This is a genomic window from Pseudomonas sp. PGPR40 (assembly GCF_022014505.1).
In the GTDB taxonomy this organism is placed as follows: domain Bacteria; phylum Pseudomonadota; class Gammaproteobacteria; order Pseudomonadales; family Pseudomonadaceae; genus Aquipseudomonas.
On the sequence record NZ_JAKLSP010000001.1, the window covers coordinates 245597 to 261594 of the forward strand.

A 15998-nucleotide genomic window follows, 5' to 3' on the forward strand; every position below is an offset into this window, starting at 1 on the left:
TGCACGGCCTGCGGCTCGCCTGATCTAGCTGGCGTAGCGGTCTCAAAATACCGCGAGTGGAGCTTTGACAGAGTGGCGGTCACGCATAAACCGCTAACATATTCTGGCCTCTCCCGCCCAATAATTTGTGAGAGCATCTACTTCGAATCCACTGAAGGACGAATCCATGCTCACTGCTCTGCTGCGCACGGCTCCGGAAGACAGGAAAGATCCTCCGAAGCGTCTGCTGTACCTAAGCCTGGTTGCACTATCGCCGTGTATTGTACTCGCCACCTTGTGGAATCAAGGTGACCTGACAATCGTGACGAGTTCCATCACTCTGTCGGCCGCTGGAGTCCTCTACCTGAACCTGGAAAAGATTCAGAACTACCTAAGGCCAGCTTGGACACGTGAGTACGAAGCTAAGCTAGCTAGATTGGAAGCACATCTGATGCAAGGGAATCTTTCCGCTACTGAACGTCAGCAGATCCTGATTCGAATTCAGGATCTCAATGATCGTTACCATCTAGTGACCAACCCGACGCTCACCTATCGCTGGGTCAAGAGGATGGCAATATCAATGGGCTTCATCGCAAAAGCTCTGCGCATGAATACCCACTGAAATTTCACAGCACAATTTGTCCATTCGTATTTGAGGATAGAGTCAGCACCTCTCATTCCTTTCGAAAGAACATCGTTCAGTGGGCAGTCAACGGCATCTGACCGAGGTAACTGGATAAGGTGGATGGCGCCCACTGATGCCGCCTGACCTCGCAGAAACAAGGAAACTCAATGGCAATCATCAATAATTCGAAGTCGCGGCCAGTGATCGAAATGACCTCCTCTATCCGAGACGCATGCGACGATTACAAGCACTACATTGAATTCATCCTTGAGCCTGCGAAGGAAGAGTTGGAGGCGAAAGTAAGAAACAACGCGGTTTTGCTCCATCAGGCCTTTGGAGTGAATTTGATTGTGGCCCACAGTGTTGACTACTTGCAGGCCATCCGATCGGCCGCTGGGGTAAAAGAAAATCGCACCGACCTCGTGAAGTCCTTTGACGAAAAATTCGCGGTATCGGGTGCGTATCTGAGTAACCGCAAAATGGAGTTGATCGACGCGATCAACAATGCGCTCAAACATATTCGAGTTGATCCTCTGCGATACAAGAGCCTTGGTGAGCGCTACGGGCAGATTTCTTTTCAGAGCTTAGTGGAGGATGAAGGGCGCGTGCTATGTCATCTGGAAAACTACCGATTCGATTATTGCCGGGTTGTGCTTCTGCCAGCGCTAAGGGCTTTGGCTAACTGGGAATTCAACAGCGCAGAGAGCGTGCTGGAATTTGCCAAAGGCGAAGTGATCATTTGGCATGGGAGTTATCCCGACACCTATGATCCTTTTGACCCTTCGACGGCAATCGATCGAATGATTGAAATTTGCTCTTCCCCCTGCAAAAACTGTGAAGAGGACGCTGACGCGTGTCGCTGTTCTCAATATGTCTTTGCGGGAGATGAGGGTCGATTCGAGCCGCTGTATTCGGCCTCTGAAGGAGAATTTGAAGAGCTAATGAACCATATTTCTCCCTCTTACAATCGAGCATGAGAACGCATACGCAGAGCAGAGCTCACCTGATAGGCATGGGTTGACCTCAGAAGATTTGACGCCTGCTATCTCCCAGAGATAGGAATGGGAGCATGCAGGGAGGAGCTCAGCGCAACTCTAAAGTCGCGCTGAGGCAACCATTATTTACCAACCTTCCCTAGCAAGTATTGGTGCAATGCCTCCGTTAGATACAGTGACTCCAACGTGTGAGCGAGTCTGTGGCAATTCGCGCATAGCAGCGCTAAATCCTCCACGTTGGTTTTCCCTTTATGCTGGGGGGCATGCGATGACTCGAGCTCAGAATGATTTGAACACAAAGCTCCCCTCTCACCGCCCGTGATGCCTACCAGGTGCCGCGCTACAACTGACGCAGCCTGCTATCCGGTCGAGAAGCGCAACAGGCAGCCAATTGCGAATAGGCTATGAATTATTGTGCCGCGCGAGGGCAGCCTTAAGGTGACCCAAATGCTTCCAAGAATTGGTGGGCCAGGTAGGTACTCCTTGATCGATGACAGCACTTTTACCTCCAGCTTGAAAACCAAGCTTAGCCGGGCTCAGCTGGCACGGCATGGGAATAGTGATTCTTCGTTTTCCTTTTCGGTGGCACAGAGCCATAGTAAGTAATCGAGCGTCACTGATCAGCACACCAAGGAGCGGGCGAAATGAAGGTAAAGATCCTTCCGGCTATATTCCTGTTCCTAGGCTCCTACTTTCCGCTGAGCGTGATCCTGCTGCTCCAAGACGTCTCTGATGCTACTTGGAAGAAATCAATCTGCTGGTCGCTTCACGATTGCACCTTGCCCGCCCTGATGACCCCAGGTCGCTCGCTGACCCTATTCATCATTTGCCTGATCAGCCTCGCTTTCTTCACTTGGGTGCTCAAAAGCTTGCCGGCCGACCATGAGCTAACGGTCAAGGAAGCGAAGACTGTTCCCAATGACCTCATCAATTACGTCTTTCCCTACGTTGTCTCGTTCATGGGCCTTGACCTAGGCAACGATGGCAAGTTCTACGGCTTTCTTGTGTTCTTGATCTGGATGTTTCTCATCACCTATCGATCAGGACAAATCCTCATGAATCCGTTGCTCTTGGCAATTGGCTGGCAACTACATGAGCTGGAGGTGATTACCTCCGGCAAGCAGCGCAGTGTTATCGCGCTCGCCAAGACCAAAGTCTACCCTGGGGACAAACTTAGCTCTTGTGTCATCCACGGAATATACGTTCTCACAAAAAAGGAGTAAGTGATGGCTGCAGTTGAAGCGTTGAACAGGCTACGGGGCCTAGATCTGGTAAACGCTACAGTGAGCGTTTGGGCGTTCAAAAAGAGCGCCAGCAGAACCGCCAAATTCCGAGCATCCTCCGTGGTTGCAACGCCCGAGCTGAAGATTGAGCTCAAGCGGATTGCCCGACAATGGATCGATCGGTGCACCGAGGTCGAGGATTACAGCCTCATCGCAACGATCAACGAGAGCTCCTGCCTTTATCTTGAATCCGATGAGACGACTTTCCCGCAGTTGCAGGATCTCGTCAGCAACCCATCCGAGGAGCATCTCATTGAGGCCATCTCGGATCTGGAGGGAAGCCTAGGCTATCTCGTTCGCCTGACCATCGGCACGGACACGCTCGATTGCGTATGCCGTCTTGGAAACGACTGGAAGGTGAAAAAACGCGCACATGTTCTCAACCTTGTGCTTAACCGCAACCAACTCGACCTAGCTAGTGATGAAGCATTCATTATTCCCAAACGATTTGATTTTTTCGTACTCAATACCGACATTTTGGTCACCAACAAAGGTCATTTCGAATCGGTGTTGGAGTACAAACAAACCTATGTAACTTCGTTCACCGAGCTACGGGCTGATGCAGGCTTTCAAGCAATCTTCTCTGACATGGCCGTTTTGATTGACCATGTGGGCAGCAATACTATGCATTTACGCAGGATGGCGGTGGTACAGGAGCGTGGGTATTACAACGATGTCGCCTTCATGGAAAAGCTGCGTCTGGTCAACCATGAGCGGCAGTGGAATATAATATTCGATGACAATGGCAAGATTGTCCCATCCGACGAGTCAGTGCGCGCAATCATTCAAGTGCTGTTGAATCACCGGCTTCATTCGGAGCTGACCGGGCACGACTTTGACGTACCCTCGGCTAACCCTATCGCATGAGAGCTTGCGGCAGGGCAGGCTAGGTATCCACCACGTAAAGATTCGCGAGTAGACGCACTTACAGATCAAAGGTTACTGAATTCAAGCGATGTCTAATTACAGATATTCAAATGACTACTGAGAACTAGCTAAACCCTGCTCTCCCCGTTTCGATTCCTCCCTCCATTTTGGTGAGTGCAGGCACTCTAGTAATAAAGACAGCGTTCTTCGCTGGAATGCTCGCACTGCATGCTTGAGTGAACTCCTTACAGTCATCAACGCTCATTGCTCGAATGTGATTGATGGGGCCTCTTTGAGCCACAAGCTCTGGAGCATGCGTTCATATTCGAGAACCAGCAGAGCATCTTCGGTGACATTTCAGAGCATCGTCGACGCATCATTGCGGTCTTGTGTCAGCACTACCAGCTTCTCCATAGATGAACACAACGTGATGGCATTGCTGCGCGGGTGCTTATTCGCAGCAGGTGGTGCGATGGGGATGATTTTTACCTATCCGGATTTACCAGGCGCCATGAGTAATGCCTGGCCAAACAAGATCGGCAGATCAGGTGGCAGAATTTCTTCGGTGCTAGCCATTAACTCACTCTCTGACCACCACTTTATTTCACAGACGGCGTCGCGTTCCTGAGGGCTCCATCTTGTAGTCGAGCAATGCTCTGCACCTACATTCACCACATAGTAATGTTCGACCGCGAGCACATGCTCTCCGTCTGACATTTGCCAGAGGAACTCCTTGCGCGCCATGCAGCGTCCAATGGACTGAACATCGATGCCGGTCTCCTCGTGAAGCTCACGCACTGCCGCCGCCTCAAAAGACTCATCACCTTTCAGCGCTCCACCAGGGGTCGCCCAGTAGCTTTTCCCCTCCAAGGCCCCAGTCTTGTAGTGGATCCTGAAAAGCAACAGTCGGTGGGAGGGACTGACAAGCATAATTCGGGCAGCTAAACGGTGTCGCGGCATAACTCCCCCGATGGATGGACGAGCGCTAACCGATGACGTCCAATACCTCACTGCCCTGCATCCGCCGAACATCCACTATATACTTAGCGATGTTGGGGACGGCGTAATCGACAACTAGTTCGACAACATTTTTTACCGGCTTGCCTGAACGCTTCACAGGGTAATTTGGAATTCTACAGAAGATGTCTTTACCGCGACGGTGCGGCATAGGCCAGGTATTTCCCGAATTCATATGGCACAGCCAAATGGCTTCGGCATAAGCCGGAATGAAAGTCGCCGAATCCAGCGTCAGGACATCGTGTTCGAGCCTGCGATAATCGCGAGCCCCGAGCAGACGATGAAGCCTTGTTTCATCAGCCCAAAAGAAGACCTTGTGGTTGATCAATTCATACCACTGGCGTGGCGTTGTCCCATCCTTGAGAGCCTGTATCAACCGGGCCTCAGGCATGGGTCTCTGATCACGAAGCACAATGTTGGAAGGGTGCCCTGCCCTCACATCCATTTTCTGATTGCGTTGCTCGCTCTCGAACCGAGCGCGGTCGCCACCTTCGATGGCGAGATGATCAAGGACTGCCGTCGCGCTCATAAGTCCGCGCATACGAATGCTTTCCCAGGCTCCGCGCTCAGCCATGTGGTAAACCCGAGGGTGAAGCTCGATCAGCTTGTCCAGATCCATCTATCATCTCCTGCCAGAACGTGCAGTCCAGTTACGGCGATCGATCAGTGATCGTAAATCGCTGGGATCTGGATCGCGGGAAAACCGAGTGTTGATTAGCGAGACAGGCGCTTGGGAAACGCGCTCAAGCTCCTCTACGAATTTGATCGTGTCAGGATCGAGCTGCTCGAACCGGCGAGCATTGCGGTTTGTCGCCTTGAGGTAATCCGCAAATGTCAGGACGATATCGGTCGGTGCATTGAGCGCGCACGCTTTTCGGAATTGATCCCACTCGAACCAGCCGACCTTACGGTTGCGGTTAGTGGTAGATGTTTTCTCGGCAGCGTTTAAGGCATCGGCTTCCAGTTCCGCAAACTTTGCGATCTCATCGAAAGTCGTGGCGTGCTTGAGTATTCCAGAAATATGACCTTTGTCGCCATCAGGGTCGCCAACACGAATAGGCATGGGTCGAATGACCATAAGAATTTTGCGGATCCTGCTGGGTGATATCCCGGCCTCAGCGAGGCATCCTGCAACATTGGTGTCTCTGGACGTCACATGGGGATAGTCCCCGTGGAAAATGCTCAGCCCGCTGCCTTGGGTTCCCTCCAGCAGAATAGAGTGCCCGCTACGATAGGCCTCCTCGAGTCTAGCTGATGTACAACCGTGGTAATTTCCTGGCGAGCCAACATACGGGCGCAGCTCTTCAACATCTTTTGCCAACCTGATCGTTGCCTTACCTCTACTCAAAATCCTCCGTGCGGCAGCAGCTCCACTTCCACTTCCGGTAGAGGCGATGGTTGAAACCAGATGTCCCTTTTCCGTCTCGATGTCTTCATCTTCAATGATGGTTGCTTGAGGATCGATGAACAACCGATCTACGCCGATACCGCAGGTTTCAATCTCCTTCATAAGCCCTGACAATCGGATCGTCATGCCAGGGCCAAGGAGTAGCCGTGCGATCACTTCACGCGATCCTGAGGGAAGATGATGGTAGGTAAATGTTCCGTTGGAACTCGCCACTGTATGCCCCGCGTTGGGGCCACCGACGCGAACCATCACGTCGTATTCGCGAGCCAGGTAGGCGACGATATTGCCTTTACCTTCGCTCCCATACTGCCCACCAATTAGCACATCCACGCATCTGATTTCGGGTGGCATGTACAGATGCAAACGGGCGGCGACCCGCACAAGCGTGTCATTGGAATCGGAACGTTCGGTGTAAATGCGAACGTCTGCATCTTCCTTGAGCGCTTTAATCTCCTCCCGATCCTTGAGTTGATTGACCTCGTCATAGGGCAAAGGATTGGCTTCACCTTCTATTCGCTTCGCATAACGCTCATGAAGCGTGGGGTCACTCGCGTAAAGATGAACATGCACCAGGTTGGCCCCAAAGGCCTGTCGAAACTTCAGTACCTGTGCCAGCGTATCCAGGTTATCGACGACCAACGGTCGGTCATCTTTCTCCTTCGAGCATATCGCCTTGGTTTCCAGAAGCATCCACTGTTCATGCTCGGCCTTATCCAACTCACGTCGCCGGTCAAGAATGGCCGGCTGATCCATGCGAAAACTCCACTCTACATCTTGAAAGGCTCGTCGATCGCTAACCACGGCGAAGCCAAACTCCTTTTCCAGCAAGCGGGCTAATTCACTCTTGCCACTACAGGTCTTGCCACTGATCACTACGATCTGCCGAGTCTCCATGCGCTACTTCTCCCAGAGTTCCATTATCTGACTTGCGATTTCAGCGACAGTATGTGTTCCGGTATCAAACACCTTGTCTGCCATTCTTCCCAGCAAACGCGCATTTTGCTCATTAGGATGCCCCACGCTTGCCTGATATTCCGCGAGATGACTTGGGCCACGCTCAGCGTACCTCTGCTGTAAAACAGACTCCGCCGCGACAAAGTGCACATGCATCACAGCATTCCCGAAATTGAGCCTGAACAGCTCCACCTGTCGGGACTTGCGGACAGCATCAAGCAACCAATTGTCTGCATCCGGTCGACCATCAATTGCCGGTTTTGTCACTGATTCTATGAGCCAGGAAAAATTGGTGGCTCTGTCCAAGCTGTCGCCGAATTCCTGAAGATTATGACGGTCAGGTGGCTCGTTCCGGGCAGCTAGCTGTCCTCGCAAAAACGCACCACTGCTGATTGGAAAAAACTCAAAGTACTCCTGTAGCGCTGCAGAAACTGATGTTTTGCCACTGGCCATCGGGCCACTTAACAAAAGTAGTCGCTTCACGTTATGACGATCCCTGTCTGGAATATTCGATGTCACCCGAAGCGTAGCTTGGTTGGTCAAATTGATAGGACTTTTAAGAAAAAATCGCAGCAAAACCACTCTTTTAAGTTCACTGTTCAGGAATGCGAACTGTTACCGCGCCTAACGATGTCGAATGCTGACCTACTACCTTCCGTACTCTTCGAGATCAACAGAACCAACTAACCCTCGAAGCCGCGATCATGGAAGGCTTACGCTTTGGGTTTAACGGCGTGGCGCGGATAGCGGTGCTCATTACGACTGAGTGAGTGGGTCTCGCGTTTGGTAGGCTAGCCGGGCCCATTAGCCCGAAGGATCGACCTCCCCGTTGACGCCACTTCACATCGCAGCTCAGCTATGGGCATGCGATGACTTGAGCGCAGAATGATTTGAATACAACCTTCCCTCTCACCGCCCGCGAGGTCTGCCAGATGCTGACGGACGTCGCGCTCGGCAAACGCATCATGATGCGAAGCTCTATCCAGTCCTGGAGCGAGATCTATCATGGCCTCATGCCCGTGAGCACTGATGGCTGGCGACTCACACTCTTCAATGACTGTGACACCCTGGACTACTGCGAGTACTGCAGGTCGCCTGATGGCCGAGTCGGGACACTTGAACTCTGGCAGTGCGAAGGATTTGATCCTGTCGAACTATTGAGTGCCCGGGAGCGTGAGCAGCTCGAACGTTTGCTCGCCGCACTCTGAGCCTGCACGTAAAAGCACGTAACCATTGCCGGTGCAGTAGCAATGGGAACCGTACGTGAAAAAGCCACAGAGTAGAAAAAACAAAGCCCCGGAGGTTCGCGGCTCCAGGGCTTCTATTTCGCCTCCATCCCTTAATGGTTTGACGAACGTGGCCAGGACATTACCAGCGCCGTTTTGATATTTCACGACGACTTTGGATAAATGTGTTCGATCAGCGAAGCATCGAAGAAAACGTTATGTCGTGTTTACCATGGACGTCGATTCAACAGGAGGCCGTCTCCAATTAGTACCGAAGGCCCGGCTCCATCGAGATCATGACCCTAGGTAGCGTCGCTGATCCTCCGTAATCAGCAGAGATGGATGTGCTGCCCTACCACTTCTACATGAATGCCTTCACGGTGAAGCTTGAGCACAACCTTGTATGCCTACCATGAACTCTGAAAGCTCATCAGCGCTTAACCCGGCACGCAGAACGCTGTCCCACTGCTCCAGTGAGGCCGTTTTGAATGTCCGCAGCATTTCGTCGATCAAAAATCTTCTTACGTAAATGACATGCTCGATGTGCTTTTCTATTCTGTAGGCGGATGGGAAGCAAAATGCCTGCGTATTCATCAGGGTTGAGATCAGTCGCCTGAGGCTGACCATGTGCTGGCCGGAAGTCACTAACGGAGAGCGGCTGGAGATCAATCTGGTGACTACGGTGTGAATACCAGGATCATCTTCTGGAAAACGTCCCTTGCACGCATAGCTCCATGCCAATGCCAAGTATCCCAGAGCCTTCGTCAGTACAGGGTATGATGACAAGGCCCGGTTGATCTCCTCGTCCCCCATGAACTCGTCCAGAACGCAGCTCTGTATGAGCTGATCGACTTGTGCGTCAATGCGCTCATAGATGTTGGACGTAATGGTGACGCCGCGCTCTTCGAGGGCTGAGCCAAGCAACGATTGAACAAGTTTTGGGTAGTCTATAAGACCATCCAAGTTATCCAGATCATCTGTCAGAAGCTGAAGGAACCCCTTTGGTGCTGTCTTTTCCAGTTCTCTGGCTAAACTGATTTGAATCTGCGCGGCTGCTTGGACTCGGCGGTTATACGCCCATTGCTCCAGCACGAACCGATTGACAGCTGCGTTCAGACCAAGACGGACGAATAGGCTGTCGGTATTTTCTGATTCACCATCAACAACTGTTCGCCAAGCGCTGATAGCTACCAGTCTTGGGAGTTCATCGCGAATTTTGGCGTGAATGGGCTCTATGTATTCGGGAGTCGCGGCCTGCTCAAGTGTTAGACCCTTTGGTGGGAGGGGGCGCGTCTGCCGTTCAGCCCGGAAAATCAGCTGTTGAAACAGCGTCAGGGTGCTCCAGGCCCTTAGATCCAGAACAGGCACTCGTCCTTCTTTATTGGAAAAGCTATTGTCAAATAGCGTCAGCAAGTGAGGGAAGGTTGCGATGTCTTGCTCAGGCAGGCATTTCTTGAGCAACTGGAAAAAATAATTCCGCAGCTCGATGCCCGTTGGAACGCCGTTCGGTTGAGTAGGCTCGTCACGCTCTTCGATCCCGTACAGCCTGGACTTCAGCTCCGCCTCCCTTGGCCCGTCCGGCGAGATCATCTGAGCGTAGGGGAGACTTACATGCGATTCAGTCAGCCACTTGCGATTTTTCATGCTCATCAGGCAATACAATCTATCGAGCAGCAGCAATTCCCCTTCCGTACCTGGGATCGCGGACTTGGAGTCGAGAGAAAGAATATCGACGATGGCTTGCGTTAAAGTGAACGGCTCTATCGTCAATAGCATCTTGTTGTTATCTTGGAACTGGCGCGCAACGTGGCGGATCTCCTCGTTGAGCGCACACTCGTTAACGCTGAATGTGCGGCTCATGTTCTCTCCTTGTGTTAAGTCAGTGCAACCAGGATGCCGTTTTCGTCGTTGCGCCTCTTGAGCCGCGTGCGGGCCCCTTGGATGACGCGTTCGCCCGCCTCAGTGCTACGGTATGCGTTGACTACGCCGCCAGCTATCATAAGCCCGTCCGAGAAGGTCGGAGCCCGCGCGGCGTCAACGTAACCTTGCGCCATTTCTATTACGACTTCTCGCTCAGAGCGTTCTTTCAGTGCTTGATGAAGGTGCCAGAGCTGCTCGCCCTGCCTGATAACCAGCTTGGACTCTGCCAGGTACCCTTGCGATTTTTTGTACATATTTCACTCCAGATGACTGTGAGACGTGCCACCCCGGAAATGGGCGTCACGATACCCGAGACTCGGGTGGGGTAACTCTCACAAATTGGCTGAAGCGATGAAACAACGAAACTCCCGCGAAATTTTTTGGCATTCCTACCGCCCTGCTTCTGCCATACGCAACAACGTTGTGGGCGACACGCAAATAGCCTTTGAGTCCAGTCAACTCTGGCAACCGCAGCCGGAGTAGGTTCAATCATTAGCAACCGGAAAAGCCAGGTCTACCACCTCTCGATGGGCTGCCCTGGGTATTGTCAGGTGTCCGAAAAGAATCAGTTTTCCTCGCGTCAGAGTCTGAAGCTCAGACGGCGGGATATCGAAAGGCGGGCAACTGCAAATAGTTGCTTCTTGTTGAAAGCCGGCCTCGCGAAACCGAGGCCGTTTCCAATTCGTACCGATTACCCGGATCCATCAAAGTCATGGCCCTTGGCAGCGCCGCTGACTCGCTGCGAGGATGTGGCTGGAGTTTTAGTGTTTGCTGAGCCCCAAGATCAGGTTAGCCACGCCTATGCCAATTTTCAGCAGATCAAGTATCCGGTCAAACCAGAGGCGCTCGCTAGTAACGATACGAGTTGATTCTGGAGAGAGTTTATTTACTGACGATGTGTTGTTGGAGGCTTGAGTTGCAGGCACACAAACGCATTTCAGCTCGCCCTTTTCGGAGCAAGCGGTACAGGCACGACGGTTTTCTGAGGTCATAGGAACGATCCCAATCGAAAAAAGGAAAAATGAAAATTTTTCGAAAGGGGGATTAACGAAGGCGGTGCTTGTATCCGCTGAGTTCTGGGCCGTCCATAAAGAGTGGGACGCGCAGAGTTGCTCGTAGAGAGCGAGCAAGTAGGGCTTTGAGCTTAGCCAGGGCGGCAAGGCAAAACGCTAAAACGCCGATCCAGTATTTGTACTGGCGGGATAAAACGGACGATGGGCCAAAGGCATCGAAGGCATGGTCAATCGCTTCCAGTGCCAAGAACACACGGTCGAGGCTGCAGCTGATCATCCTGTTATCGTGCAAGCCCTCAGCGAGGTCAAGAGCGTCAAGCGCGACCTTAGCCCGTCGAACTGCATAAGTATCAGCCTGAACACTTTCGCGCTCAAGCCTGTCAAATTCAGCCCTCAGCTCTTCGATGACGGCATTAACCTCATAGGCTTCGGCCGGAAGTTGTACTGTTGATAGTTGATCGTCCATACGGATTCTCATTTATTGACACCCATCCAACATAACGAGCCCGTTTGGGAACTACAACCAGTTTTTTGTCGGATTAACATATCTACGGCTGAAGCTCAGTGTGTTCTGGGAATCCCAGTTGAGCATTTACTCCTTCAACGCAAAAACTGCGTTCATGTCATCGATGCTCACGTTGACCTTCGGCTTGCGAATCATGCCCTTCAGTCGCTTAACGGAATACGTTGCTGCCACGATGGAGAACTGACTATTCTCCAGGTCGACGAATTCGATTTCATCTCCTGGTCGCAGGCCAAGAGTAGCCCGTACCTGTAGAGGGATGGTGATTTGGCCTTTAGCGTTCACAGTGGCAGTAGCCATGAGGGATCGCAAGGAAGACATCGCCGAGATGGTTCACCAGGAGGGCGTGTTCCCTGCCTGGCCGTTCACCTACGAGAAGCTGGAGCCCTGCTGCAGCGAGGCCGAGTCCCTATATAAGGTGCGTGGTGATGCACATCAGAACCCCACTGAACCAGCCCACTCTCGTCTTCTACACCATCATTAATTTCGACGATGTGCTCAAGCCCAACTCTGAACCCGATCTGTTCCTGCGAGCGGGGTGCTTGGCATCGAGCCGCGGCAGTGCCTAGTATTTGAGGACAGCCTCTCAAGGTGTTCAGGCTGCGCATGCTGCAGGAATACCTGTGATTGATGTGATGAACTTCCAAGCGCCTAACGCCCATTTGAGTGACCTTCCGTCGCATTTTGATCCCGGTTGGTGCTCGCCATAAGATTTTGATGATGGTTTTGCTTAGAACAGTTGATGCACGCGAGTTTGTTGGTGTTTGAAGCCCTTGGAGTGTCTTTAATAAGGAAAAGGAGCCTGTTGCGATGACTTCAACGATTCGGAGCACGATTCGGCTTTAGCTACGCTATTTGTTGCCGATAACCTGTTCGTAGACAGCTTTCGTGGTGATTTTGGGTTGCGAATGCGAAATCGTGTGCTTGACTCACCTCAGTGTACGTATTCGGATCAAACCCAAGAACGAATGCGCTGCCGAACGATGAATTTTGTTGCATTCGTCGAGCAGTTCGTAGGAAAGTGAATTCTGGTGATGAGTTTTTTATCATTCACCAGTAGAATCGCCGGTCGCTTCAGTACCGTGACACCTGAAGCACCCTTACCGACCGTTAGATTGTGTTCGATGATGCCTTCGAAGCTCGCACCCTGAATGCGAATCTTCCGTGCCCTTTGGACGAGATAGCCATGAGCCTGCAAGCACTGATTTCCCTGTCCCGCAGCCCTAGCAAGGTTGACGCTGATCGAAATGTCTCTAAGCGCCTGGAGCAATCGCGCCGGCAGATGGAGATCTACGACCGTGAAATCGAGATCCGTATCGCTGCTAAGGCAGTGACTCGCGAGCAGCTGGCGAAGACCTGCAGCCTCTAACCCCCATTTCAAGGAAAGCAGCCGTGAGGCTGCTTTTTTTATGCCTATGACTCCGTATCTCGTATCCCAATTCGCCCAATCCACCATGACCAACCTGGTACGCGAATGCTTTGGTTACGATTTTCCGGACATCCTCACGAAGCGCCAGGTCAGCTACATCTTCAACTACCTGAACCGGCTCAACGCGAAAACCGTGCTGCTCGAATTCCAGTACGTGGACAAGGATTTCCTGGAAGATTTCTCGCGCTACTACGCCAAACGGTTTGGCAACGATGGCCATAAATGCGCCCGAATGCATTTTTTTGCCTGCCCCCTCGATCACGGTATCGTTTCTGAGATCTTGGCCGGCGGCCCCAATGCGGACGCGCTGGTCAAGGAGCTGCAAGACCATTACCTGGGTTTCATGGTGATCAAGCCGCTGCCCAAAACTTTCATTGGCAAGACCTGCTTGAAGGTGATGGAAGACGAGTCAACCGACGAGAAACGCAAGCGTAGGCTCAGCCGCGAATATCAGGTCGATCTATTCGGGATCAACCTGAGCGTCGAGTCCCTGGCTTTTCAAGAACAGGACAAAGTCATCGCGGCTTGTGCGACAACCGCTATCTGGTCAGCGCTTCATGCACTCCAATGGCACAGCATTCGAAGCGTCCATTCTTGCAGTGAGATCACCATGAATGCGCTCAATGACCGAAATGGCTCCTCGAACAGTTTCCCGAACACGGAGCTCAATGCCGAGCAAATGCTGCGCTCCATCGACGCTGAAGGACTCAGGCACCACCAAGAGAGTCTTCGCGGCATTGATGAGAAGAGATTCTTCGAGACCGTCGTCAGCCACATCGACAGCAAGCTGCCGCTGATTTTCATCGGCGACGTACATACCCTCCGCGGCCCAGGAAAGACAAGAGCCGTGCATGAGGGCAACCACGCAATCTGCATCGTCGGATACAAGCAGGATGAGGAACAGATCCTGTATATCCATGATGACCGCCTGGGCCCCTATGTCCGAGCCAAGCTTGTGCCAACCGCGGGCTACCTGATTAATCGCAAGACCATGCGAGAAGCTTGGGCGCTCGGCTTGCAGACCATGAATGAGGATGGCACCTGGAGTGAACCGGTCGAGCTGATTGAGCCCGACGTCCTCATCGTCCCCACCGACAAGAAGGTGCACCTACCCTTCTATTACGCGCTTGAGACCTGCGGTCGAATCAAGAAGCAGGTGGCCGAAGATTGGAAAATCTGGTTCCCGTCGGAGGAAGGTAACATCGCGGAAGACATCTCCTTCAGGATTCGGTTGCGGGAGGTTTCCCATATTCGCCAGGAGATCAGGTCACTCTCCTATGCATACAACGCTCCCATGCCGTTACCGGTAAATGAAGAGACTAGTAATGCCGCTGAGTGCGAAGGGGTCGAGAGCACCGCTGAAGAAGACCAACAGGGGCCGACGAAAGAGCAAATTGATCGGTGGGAGAAATCCAAAGTAGCTTTCCTCACCAAAGGCTTCGCCCGGTTCCAGTGGGAGTCGCAGTTCTTCTATGGGCGAACGCCCACATTCAAAATGTTTATTGACGCTACGGACGTTCCGCAGGGAGACGCGGTATCTGCTGTGTTCACCGACGACCTCTTCTACGGTAACGCCGTCTTGAACCTCCTGCGGCTCAATCCATCAGCAAAACGGTTCAAAGCCAAAGACGGTCAGTTCTTTCCGTCGTTCATGCACCGTTTGGTTGAGGAAGACAACTCTGTTGAGAAGTACCTGGACACCACGTATGGCGAGCTCAGGGCACCTCTCTACCTCAAGGAACAGGAGATCAGGGGGAAGAACATCTTCAACAACCCCACTGCCGTTCCCCTGTACGACTCGCCACGCCTACCCATTGTGGATCTGCACGAGAAATTCGGAAAAGGTGCTAGGTACCTGATCTGGGCAATATCCAAGGACGGCGCGTTGATCATAGGTAAAGAGCTCACCTTCAAAATCGGAGAGCGCGTGGAAAAATGCGGTCATCCGAGCATTACGGGCTTCAAGCCAGCCCGTATCGCAGGCGAAATGCACAAGGCTGGCAAGGGAAGTTGGCAGATCAACTCCAAATCAGGTCGGTACAGTGGGGACTACCCCAACAAGGATGACCTACTGCAGAACGCCCTGTACAAGTTCCAGCAATTCTTCCCCAAGGAAGTCTTTGTGATCCAAGCTGGCGGGACGACAACCATCATCACTCCTGCTGCCAGTGAGCAAGATTCCAAACCGGCATAGCGAGCCACTTCGAAAGCACCTGCGCCGCAATGAATTTGGGCGACCTGCGCAGGTGTTCGAGGGCATACACCTCATCGACAGCTCGATCGAATGTCTCGCAGATAGTCACCGCACAGCTGATTCTCAAGGCGCTCAAATAGCTGCGATCCAGTCCATTTATCAGCGAGCTTCAGTTCCACGGGCACGGGCCCATCAAACAAACTGCTCTGAACTCTAAAATCTGGGCGCTTATCGTCTGCGAGCTGCTCTTCCTGCGGAATGATGTATATCCCAGCAGCACGATCCCGGCACCAGTTACCTATGAATTTGCGGATGGAGGTTTCTTGGCTAAAAGGAATCAGAATCTCCGCGATACTCGAGTCACCATTCTCAAGGTCGTGTTTCAGGTCGTTCAGTCGATCAATCGCAAGGTTCCAGAGGTCACGATGATTGGAAGGTGTGCTCTCCATCGCTTCGTGAAACTCCACGACTTTCTCTGGATTCCCATGGGGGCGTCCTAACGTCTGCCGTAGCTTTTTGCTCAAGCACGTAACCATTGCCGGTGCAGTAGCAATGGAAACCGTAC

Annotated in this window: 15 protein-coding genes and 2 pseudogenes; 8 read left to right on the plus strand and 9 right to left on the minus strand. The window is 52.4% G+C overall.

Features of this window, described 5'->3' with window-relative positions; translation table 11 throughout:
• Window positions 1–166: 166 nt before the first annotated feature.
• The 4 genes from MEB48_RS01050 to MEB48_RS01065 all read left to right on the plus strand — a co-directional run bounded on the left by MEB48_RS01050 (window position 167) and on the right by MEB48_RS01065 (window position 3749).
• On the plus strand, window positions 167–601 hold the full coding sequence (locus tag MEB48_RS01050; protein WP_237881041.1) for a hypothetical protein: 435 nt from the start codon (window positions 167–169) through the stop codon (window positions 599–601).
• 170 nt (window positions 602–771) lie between these two features.
• Window positions 772–1581, plus strand: a complete 810-nt coding sequence (locus MEB48_RS01055) for a hypothetical protein (protein ID WP_237881043.1) — start codon at window positions 772–774, stop codon at window positions 1579–1581.
• A gap of 662 nt (window positions 1582–2243) precedes the next feature.
• Complete coding sequence (locus tag MEB48_RS01060; protein ID WP_237881045.1) at window positions 2244–2822, plus strand: hypothetical protein; 579 nt, start codon at window positions 2244–2246, stop codon at window positions 2820–2822.
• Window positions 2823–2825: 3 nt separating this feature from the next.
• Entirely contained in the window at window positions 2826–3749 is a 924-nt protein-coding gene (locus tag MEB48_RS01065; protein WP_237881047.1) for a Kiwa anti-phage protein KwaB-like domain-containing protein, read from the plus strand.
• Window positions 3750–4238: 489 nt separating this feature from the next.
• On the opposite strand, the gene MEB48_RS01070 is transcribed toward MEB48_RS01065, so the two are convergent.
• Genes MEB48_RS01070 through MEB48_RS01085 form a run of 4 tightly spaced genes read right to left on the minus strand, consistent with a single transcriptional unit; the run spans window position 4239 to window position 7611 of the window.
• Entirely contained in the window at window positions 4239–4781 is a 543-nt protein-coding gene (locus MEB48_RS01070; RefSeq protein WP_330932682.1) for an NUDIX hydrolase, read from the minus strand.
• Window positions 4735–5385 carry a DUF7002 family protein gene (locus tag MEB48_RS01075; protein WP_237881049.1) on the minus strand — a complete coding sequence of 217 codons (651 nt, stop codon included), beginning with the start codon at window positions 5383–5385 and terminating at the stop codon, window positions 4735–4737. The genes MEB48_RS01070 and MEB48_RS01075 overlap by 47 nt, the downstream gene beginning before the upstream one ends.
• Window positions 5386–5388: 3 nt before the next feature.
• On the minus strand, window positions 5389–7068 hold the full coding sequence (locus MEB48_RS01080) for an adenylosuccinate synthetase (protein ID WP_237881051.1): 1680 nt from the start codon (window positions 7066–7068) through the stop codon (window positions 5389–5391).
• 3 nt (window positions 7069–7071) lie between these two features.
• Window positions 7072–7611, minus strand: coding sequence for an AAA family ATPase (locus MEB48_RS01085; protein ID WP_237881053.1), 540 nt, complete (start codon window positions 7609–7611; stop codon window positions 7072–7074).
• 407 nt (window positions 7612–8018) lie between these two features.
• On the opposite strand from MEB48_RS01085, the gene MEB48_RS01090 reads away from it, so the two are divergent.
• Window positions 8019–8336 carry a DUF7693 family protein gene (locus MEB48_RS01090; RefSeq protein WP_442969040.1) on the plus strand — a complete coding sequence of 106 codons (318 nt, stop codon included), beginning with the start codon at window positions 8019–8021 and terminating at the stop codon, window positions 8334–8336.
• Between the two features lie 393 nt (window positions 8337–8729).
• Here the strand turns inward: MEB48_RS01090 and MEB48_RS01095 are convergent, their stop codons facing one another.
• Both MEB48_RS01095 and MEB48_RS01100 read right to left on the minus strand, forming a co-directional pair.
• Window positions 8730–10214 (minus strand): hypothetical protein, encoded by a 1485-nt coding sequence (locus MEB48_RS01095; protein ID WP_237881057.1) that lies wholly within the window; start codon window positions 10212–10214, stop codon window positions 8730–8732.
• Window positions 10215–10228: 14 nt separating this feature from the next.
• Window positions 10229–10528 carry a hypothetical protein gene (locus MEB48_RS01100; RefSeq protein ID WP_237881059.1) on the minus strand — a complete coding sequence of 100 codons (300 nt, stop codon included), beginning with the start codon at window positions 10526–10528 and terminating at the stop codon, window positions 10229–10231.
• A 204-nt stretch (window positions 10529–10732) separates the two neighbouring features.
• Between MEB48_RS01100 and MEB48_RS01105 the strand changes: the two are divergent.
• A pseudogene (locus MEB48_RS01105) lies at window positions 10733–10908 on the plus strand (endonuclease); the annotation flags it as partial.
• Window positions 10909–11318: 410 nt separating this feature from the next.
• On the opposite strand, the gene MEB48_RS01110 reads toward MEB48_RS01105, so the two are convergent.
• Together MEB48_RS01110 and MEB48_RS01115 are read right to left on the minus strand one after the other, a co-directional pair.
• Complete coding sequence (locus tag MEB48_RS01110) at window positions 11319–11753, minus strand: hypothetical protein (RefSeq protein ID WP_237881061.1); 435 nt, start codon at window positions 11751–11753, stop codon at window positions 11319–11321.
• Between the two features lie 126 nt (window positions 11754–11879).
• A complete protein-coding gene (locus MEB48_RS01115) occupies window positions 11880–12110 on the minus strand; it encodes an AbrB/MazE/SpoVT family DNA-binding domain-containing protein (RefSeq protein WP_237881063.1) in 231 nt (76 codons plus the stop codon).
• 886 nt (window positions 12111–12996) lie between these two features.
• Here MEB48_RS01115 and MEB48_RS01120 point away from each other — a divergent pair.
• The gene (locus tag MEB48_RS01120) at window positions 12997–13179 is read left to right on the plus strand and encodes a hypothetical protein (RefSeq protein ID WP_237881065.1); all 183 of its coding nucleotides are present in this window, start codon (window positions 12997–12999) and stop codon (window positions 13177–13179) included.
• 85 nt (window positions 13180–13264) lie between these two features.
• Complete coding sequence (locus MEB48_RS01125; protein ID WP_237881067.1) at window positions 13265–15433, plus strand: hypothetical protein; 2169 nt, start codon at window positions 13265–13267, stop codon at window positions 15431–15433.
• A gap of 77 nt (window positions 15434–15510) precedes the next feature.
• Here MEB48_RS01125 and MEB48_RS01130 read toward each other — a convergent pair.
• A pseudogene (locus MEB48_RS01130) lies at window positions 15511–15955 on the minus strand (hypothetical protein); the annotation flags it as partial.
• Window positions 15956–15998 lie beyond the last annotated feature (43 nt).